Raw genomic sequence first — 7,538 nt, forward strand, 5'->3', positions numbered from 1 at the left:
ACAGGTAGCTCAAACCAATAATTTCAAAATGTAGAAACATGTATTACAACGACCAGACAACGATTTTTTTAGATGGCCAGTGGTTAAAGGCTGGAGAAGCCAGGGCCAGTTTATACAGCCAGTCCATGCACTATGGGAGTGGGGTGTTTGAAGGCATCCGATCATATGCTACAGCCGAAGGAACCTCAATATTTAAAGCCGAAGCTCACTATGAGCGTTTGATCGATTCCGCGCATAAAATGCACATGCCTTGCGACTATACGGTCAGCCAACTGGTCGATTGGACATACGAGTTACTGGAGCGCAATGGGTTAAAGGATGCCTATATCCGCCCGTTACTTTATCTGGGTGAGAATATGTCTTTACAAAAGGTAAGCACCAGCCACCTTTTTATCTGCGCCTGGGAATGGGGCAGGTATTTAGGAGATAATCTGCTCAATGTAATGGTATCATCCTACGAACGGCCCAATCCCAGAGCTGTGCCGGTTTCGGCCAAAGTTACCGGACACTACACCAACTCTATTTTGGCTACTACAGAGGCCAAAGGCAAAGGGTTCGATGAGGCTCTGTTGCTCGATGAAAACGGCAGTGTGGCCGAAGGTAGTGGTGCCAATTTTTTCTTCGAAAAAGACGGAGAGCTCTTTACACCACCGCTGGGCAACATTCTACCCGGTATAACCAGAGCCACTGTGTTTGAACTGGCCGCACAAATGGGAATAAAGGTAAATGAAGCCTACTTCTCTCCGCATATGGTTAAAGGAGCAGACGGGGCCTTTTTTACCGGTACGGCTGCAGAAATTGCCGGTATAGAATTTTTAGATGGCAGTCCTTTCCGATTGCCCTGGAAGAAAACCATTGGTTATCGCATAGCACAGCATTACCAACAACTGGTTCGAAAGACATTGCCTAAAACATTGATAAACGCTTAAATGGAACTCAATAAATATAGTAAAAGACTCACGCAAGACCCCTCACAGCCCGCTTCGCAGGCTATGCTCTATGGCATTGGCCTCACGGAAGAAGACATGGGCAAAGCCCAGGTAGGTATTGTGAGCACCGGCTATGATGGAAACACCTGCAATATGCACCTGAATAAGCTGGCAGAGCAGGTAAAAGCCAGTGTTTGGAAAGAAAACCTGGTGGGACTCATGTATCATACCATTGGCGTGAGTGATGGTATTGCGAATGGTACAGAAGGTATGCGGTATTCGCTGGCTTCAAGAGAGATTATTGCAGACTCCATAGAAGCTGTGGCAGGAGCGCATTATTACGATGCTCTCGTAACCGTAGTAGGCTGCGACAAGAACATGCCCGGGGCACTAATTGCTATGGGGAGGCTCAATCGACCATCCATTATGCTATACGGTGGCACCATAGCCTCAGGCTGCTACAAAAATCAGAAACTCAACATAGTTTCTTCATTCGAAGCCCTGGGGCAACGATTTGCAGGTACTTTATCAGACGAAGATTATAAAGGGATTATTAAAAACTCCTGTCCGGGAGCTGGTGCTTGTGGGGGCATGTATACGGCCAATACCATGTCTTCGGCAATAGAAGCCTTGGGTATGTCACTGCCTTACAGCGCTTCTAACCCGGCCATAAGTGCTGATAAAAAGGAAGAATGCAATAAAATAGGTAAGGCCATCAGAAATGTGCTGGAGCTCGATTTAAAGCCCCGGGATATTATGACCAGGAAATCGTTCGAAAATGCCATTCGGTTGATCACCGTTCTTGGAGGCTCTACCAATGCTGTAATGCACCTCATAGCCATAGCCCATAGCATAGACATTGAGTTGACCCTTAATGATTTTCAGCGCCTTACAGACATTACTCCCTTTTTGGCCGACCTAAAACCCAGTGGGAAGTATCTGATGGAAGATTTACATGAAGCAGGGGGTATTCCTGCCGTAATGAAGTGGATGCTGAAAGAGGGAATGCTCCATGGCGATTGCCTGACGGTTACCGGTAAGACCATTGCAGAGAATTTGGCTACCGTACCCGATCTGGATAACTCAAAAGCCATTCTTAAGCCAAAAGAGACGCCCATTAAACTCACAGGACATTTACAAATGCTCTTTGGTAACCTGGCAGAAGAAGGTGCTGTAGCTAAAATAACCGGAAAAGAAGGTGAAAGATTTGAAGGAAAGGCCATTGTGTTTGACGATGAGTTTTCTGCGATAAGAGGTATACAAAGTGGAAGAGTAAAGGATGGCCACGTGGTAGTAATTCGCTATGAGGGCCCTAAGGGTGGACCGGGAATGCCCGAAATGCTCAAGCCTACCTCAGCCATAATGGGAGCAGGTTTGGGCAAAACAGTAGCTATGATTACTGACGGCCGATTCTCAGGAGGAAGCCACGGGTTTGTAGTTGGCCATGTGAGTCCTGAAGCTCAGGTAGGGGGTACCATTGCCTTGGTTCAGGACGGTGATCCCATAGTAATAGATGCCACCCGCAATCAAATCAATTTACTGGTATCTGAAGCCGAGTTGGCTGAAAGAAGAAAAAACTGGAAAGCACCGGCTCTTAAAGTAAGTAAAGGTGCCCTTTATAAATATGCCAAAACAGTAAGCTCTGCGGCACAGGGCTGTGTAACCGATAATTAAATGCAAATGGAAGCAACAATAGCTCAGTCAGTTAGCGAAAAAGTAAAGACTTCGGGTGCCGAAGCTGTAATTCGTTCACTCTTGGCCGAAAAAGTCGACCTGCTGTTCGGTTACCCCGGTGGAGCCATTATGCCGGTATACGATGCACTTTTTCACTATCAACAGGCACTTAAACATGTACTTACCCGGCACGAGCAGGGAGCCATACATGCAGCTCAGGGATATGCCCGGGCTACCGGAAAGGTAGGTGTTGTTATGGCTACATCAGGTCCGGGAGCTACTAACTTAATCACCGGAATTGCCGATGCCATGATAGATTCTACACCATTGGTGTGTATTACCGGTCAGGTGGGATCACACCTTTTAGGTACAGATGCTTTTCAGGAGACAGACATCATAAGTATTTCTATGCCCTGTACCAAGTGGAACTTTCAGGTAACTAAAGCAGAAGAGATTCCTGCCGCGTTGGCCAAAGCCTTTTACATTGCTCAAAGTGGCCGACCCGGCCCTGTACTTATAGACATTACAAAAGATGCTCAGTTTGGAGAGGTAGAGTTTGAATACCGCCCCTGTCAGAATGTGAGGAGTTACAAACCAGTGCCACCAATAAACCCGGAGGCTATTGAACAGGCTGCCGAACTTATCAATTCAGCAAAAAGGCCATTTGTTCTTTTTGGTCAGGGTGTAATTCTTGGGCAGGCCGAAGAAGAATTCAAGAGTTTTATTGAGAAAACGGGTATACCGGCTGCCAGCACCCTTTTAGGACTCTCTGCCTTGCCTACCGATCATCCTCTTAATGTCGGTATGTTAGGAATGCATGGCAATTATGGCCCTAATAAGCTCACCAATGAATGCGATGTGCTAATAGCCATAGGTATGCGTTTCGATGACCGCGTAACCGGAGATCTTTCTCGCTATGCCGTTCAGGCTAAAGTCATTCATCTGGATATAGACCCTTCTGAGATCAATAAAAACGTGAAAGTTCAAGTGCCTGTATTGGGCAACTGTAAGGAAACATTAAAGCATCTAACCCAAGCCGTAAAACGAAAAAGCCATCAGGCTTGGCTAGAACAATTCAGAGCCTATGGCCAGATAGAGCATGAGCAGGTAATTGAGCCCGAATTGAAGCCATTAGGCCCTGAACTAACCATGGGTGAAGTAATTCGGCAAGTGAATGAACTGGCTCGGGGAGAAGCGATCTTGGTTACTGATGTAGGGCAACATCAGATGGTGGCTTGCCGCTATACTCACTTCAAACAAACCAAAAGTAATATTACTTCCGGTGGATTGGGCACCATGGGATTTTGTCTTCCGGCTGCTCTGGGAGCCAAATTAGGCACGCCCGATAGAGAAGTGGTGGCCGTGATAGGTGATGGAGGCTTTCAGATGACTTTACAAGAGTTGGGAACCATTTTCCAGACAAAAGCTGCCGTAAAAATCATTATTCTCAACAATAGTTTTTTGGGCATGGTGAGGCAATGGCAACAGCTCTTTTTCGATAAGCGCTATAGCAGTACCGAAATGGTGAACCCTGACTTTGTGAAAATAGCGGAAGGCTACGGTATTAAAGGCCGATCAATCAAGCAGCGAAGTCAGCTCAAAGAAGCAGTGGCGGAGATGTTGAACCATAAAGAAAGCTATCTGCTCGAAGTACACGTGGGTAAAGAAGATAATGTATTTCCCATGGTGCCCACAGGAGCCAGTGTTTCAGATGTAAGATTGTCATAGCTATGCGTAAAGACTTTACCATAACCGTATTTACAGAAAACCATATTGGTTTGCTAAACCGAATAACTTCTGTATTTACCAGAAGGCATCTCAACATAGAAAGCCTCAATACCTCAGAGTCTCAGATACCGGGTATTCACCGGTTTACTATCGTGCTCAACACTACCGAGGAGATTGTACAGAAAATTGTGCTTCAGTTGGAAAAACAGGTAGAAGTAATTAAAGCAGTTTATCACCTCGATGAAGAGACTGTTTTTCAGGAGATTACCCTGTTTAAAGTGTCGGTAGAACAAGCAGCTCAGCACAATCTTGTGGAGCGACTTATCCGCGATAAGAACGCACGCATACTCTCCGTAGAGCAAGACTTCATGATTATTGAAAAAACCGGTCATAAGGCCGAAAACGATGACTTGCTGGAGTTTCTTAGACCTTTTGGGCTCATAGACTATGTGAAGTCCGGCAGGGTGTCGCTTATCAAACCAGACGAAGAACTTAAAAACCTACATGAGCTCGTCAATGAGGCCAGGCAGGCCAATAATAATCAATCATTTAACTGAAAATCATTTAAACCTTAATACAATGGCATTAATCAATTTTGGAGGCGTTGAAGAAAACGTAGTAACCAGAGACGAATTTCCACTAAACAAAGCACAAGAAGTGTTGAATGGAGAAACTGTAGCCATCATAGGCTATGGTGTGCAAGGCCCCGGACAATCGTTGAACCTCAGAGATAACGGAATCAACGTAATTGTAGGGCAAAGACAACCTTCCAGGTCTTGGGATAGAGCCGTAGAAGATGGTTGGGAGCCAGGAGTGAATCTTTTCTCAATTGAAGAGGCTTTGGAAAGAGGCACTATTATTTGCTACCTGCTCTCTGATGCGGCACAAATTCAGTTGTGGCCAACCGTTAAAAAACACCTTACAGCCGGCAAAATGCTCTATTTTTCGCATGGCTTTGGGGTTGCTTATTCCGATAAAACCGGCATTGTTCCTCCGGCCGATGTCGATGTGGCTCTTGTAGCTCCTAAAGGCTCAGGAACCAGCTTGAGAAGGCTTTTTGTCGAAGGCAAGGGATTAAACTCTTCATTTGCTGTGCATCAAGATGCAACCGGAAAAGCACGGGATCGAATTCTTGCATTGGGTATAGGCGTAGGTTCAGGCTATCTGTTCGAAACCACCTTTATCAAAGAAGTAACCTCTGACTTAACTGGAGAAAGAGGAACCTTGATGGGAGCAATACAAGGGCTGTTTCAGGCGCAATATGAAGTATTGAGAGCCAATGGCCATTCTCCTTCCGAAGCCTTTAATGAAACGGTTGAAGAAGCAACCCAGTCACTCTATCCTCTTATTGCTGAAAACGGTATGGATTGGATGTATGCCAACTGCTCTACCACTGCTCAGCGTGGGGCTTTAGACTGGAAGGATCCTTTCTATGAAGCCACAAAACCGGTGTTTGAAAAACTCTACGCATCCGTAAAAGCAGGTATTGAGGCACAAAAATCCATAGATTCCAACTCTCAGTCCGACTACAGGGAGAAGCTACAGAAGGAACTGGACGAACTTCATAATTCGGAAATGTGGCAGGCCGGCCGTGCAGTGCGCGCACTAAGACCCGAAAATGCTCCATCTGTAAAGAAAGAGGAATTGGTTTAACCCGCTCCATCTTTCCCTAGAATAGGAGGAGAGTATTACTCCTAGAGTAGGCTGTAAAGGCCTACTTCAAATGATTCTAGTACCCGTCATTCCCAACTTGATTTGGAATCCCTCTCGGCCTAAGGTGCGATTGTTTGGAGATTCCCGCCTAAGCGGGAATGACGTGTTAAATGATACGAATATGCGATGAATACAACTACTTTTTACATGCCACAACTAGCTGATATTGAAAAGGCAGCAGAAAGGCTTCAAGGGGTCATTCAACGAACCCCTTTGTTGCCAAATCTGTCATTTTCAGAAAAGCATGGAGCTAATATTCAATTTAAGCGAGAAGATTTGCAGGTAGTAAGGTCCTACAAGATTCGTGGAGCATACAACCGTATCAGCCAGCTAACCGGGGCAGAAAAGAAGAATGGCGTGGTGTGTGCCAGTGCAGGAAATCATGCACAAGGCGTGGCATATTCCTGCAGAATGTTGGAGGTAAATGCCACCATTTTTATGCCTGCTCCAACACCAAAGCAAAAGGTAGATCAGGTCAAGTTCTTCGGTAAGCATTGGGTAGATGTGGTGCTGATTGGCGATACTTTTGATGATGCCTACCGCTTGGCTCAGGAATATTGCAAGAAGCAAAAGGCGGCTTTCATCCATCCGTTTGACGATGAGCAAGTGATTGAAGGCCAGGGAACGGTGGGGCTTGAAATTCTGGAGGATGCCCATGACCCCATCGACTATCTCTTTTTACCGGTAGGAGGTGGCGGGCTCGCTGCAGGAGTCTCCACCATTTTTAAGGCACTAAGTCCTAAAACCAAAATCATAGGAATAGAGCCTCAGGGAGCACCGGCTATGCTTCAATCGGTAAATTCCGGTAAGAGAGTAGTCCTTCAATCCATTGATAAGTTTGTCGATGGGGCTGCTGTCCAATCGGTTGGAGAGAAAACTTTTGAGATTTGCAGAAATCAGCTCGATGAGATTGTTACGGTTCCTGAAGGGCTGGTTTGCACCACCATTCTGGAGCTCTATAATCGCGAGGCCATTGTGGTAGAACCTGCAGGAGCACTGAGTGCGGCCGCCTTAAGCCTTTTTAGTCGGCAGATAAAAGGTAAAAATGTGGTTTGTGTATTGTCAGGAAGTAATAACGACATTTCGAGAACCGAGGAAATTCGTGAACGGTCGTTGCTATATGAAGGACTCAAGCATTATTTCATAGTTCGTTTTCCACAGCGCGCTGGAGCGCTCAAAGAGTTCTTGGTTGAAGTATTAGGGCCGAATGACGACATCGTACATTTTGAATACACCAAAAAAACAGCCAGAGAAAAAGGTCCTGCTTTAATTGGCATTGAGCACATGCGAAAAGAAGACTTTGAGCCACTTTTGGAACGAATGAATTCGAGAAACTATCAGGTAGAATACCTCAACGAGCAACCGAATTTGTTCGGGTTTATTCTTTAAAACTTAACCGTCACCCTGAACTTGTTTCAGGGTCTTTTTGAAGATGGTTCTGCTCCTGAAAAGTCGGGACCGAATGGCGAACATAATTTTGGTCACCATTGGTGT

Annotated in this window: 6 protein-coding genes; all 6 read left to right on the forward strand. The window is 45.7% G+C overall.

Annotated features, from left to right (window positions below):
• Positions 1–38: 38 nt before the first annotated feature.
• The 6 genes from B3763_RS00170 to ilvA all read left to right on the forward strand — a co-directional run bounded on the left by B3763_RS00170 (position 39) and on the right by ilvA (position 7,433).
• On the forward strand, positions 39–929 hold the full coding sequence (locus tag B3763_RS00170) for a branched-chain amino acid transaminase (protein ID WP_286742349.1): 891 nt from the start codon (positions 39–41) through the stop codon (positions 927–929).
• Positions 930–2,603 carry a dihydroxy-acid dehydratase gene (ilvD, locus tag B3763_RS00175; RefSeq protein WP_286742350.1) on the forward strand — a complete coding sequence of 558 codons (1,674 nt, stop codon included), beginning with the start codon at positions 930–932 and terminating at the stop codon, positions 2,601–2,603.
• 6 nt (positions 2,604–2,609) lie between these two features.
• A complete protein-coding gene (gene ilvB / locus B3763_RS00180; protein ID WP_286742352.1) occupies positions 2,610–4,331 on the forward strand; it encodes a biosynthetic-type acetolactate synthase large subunit in 1,722 nt (573 codons plus the stop codon).
• A 2-nt stretch (positions 4,332–4,333) separates the two neighbouring features.
• Positions 4,334–4,888 (forward strand): acetolactate synthase small subunit, encoded by a 555-nt coding sequence (gene ilvN, locus B3763_RS00185; protein WP_286742354.1) that lies wholly within the window; start codon positions 4,334–4,336, stop codon positions 4,886–4,888.
• Positions 4,889–4,910: 22 nt separating this feature from the next.
• Complete coding sequence (gene ilvC, locus B3763_RS00190; protein WP_189631214.1) at positions 4,911–5,984, forward strand: ketol-acid reductoisomerase; 1,074 nt, start codon at positions 4,911–4,913, stop codon at positions 5,982–5,984.
• 207 nt (positions 5,985–6,191) lie between these two features.
• Positions 6,192–7,433: a threonine ammonia-lyase IlvA gene (gene ilvA, locus B3763_RS00195; RefSeq protein WP_286742357.1), complete on the forward strand. Its 1,242-nt coding sequence runs from the start codon at positions 6,192–6,194 to the stop codon at positions 7,431–7,433.
• Positions 7,434–7,538 lie beyond the last annotated feature (105 nt).

The organism is Roseivirga sp. UBA1976 (assembly GCF_002336325.1).
Classification (GTDB): Bacteria; Bacteroidota; Bacteroidia; order Cytophagales; family Cyclobacteriaceae; genus Roseivirga; species Roseivirga thermotolerans.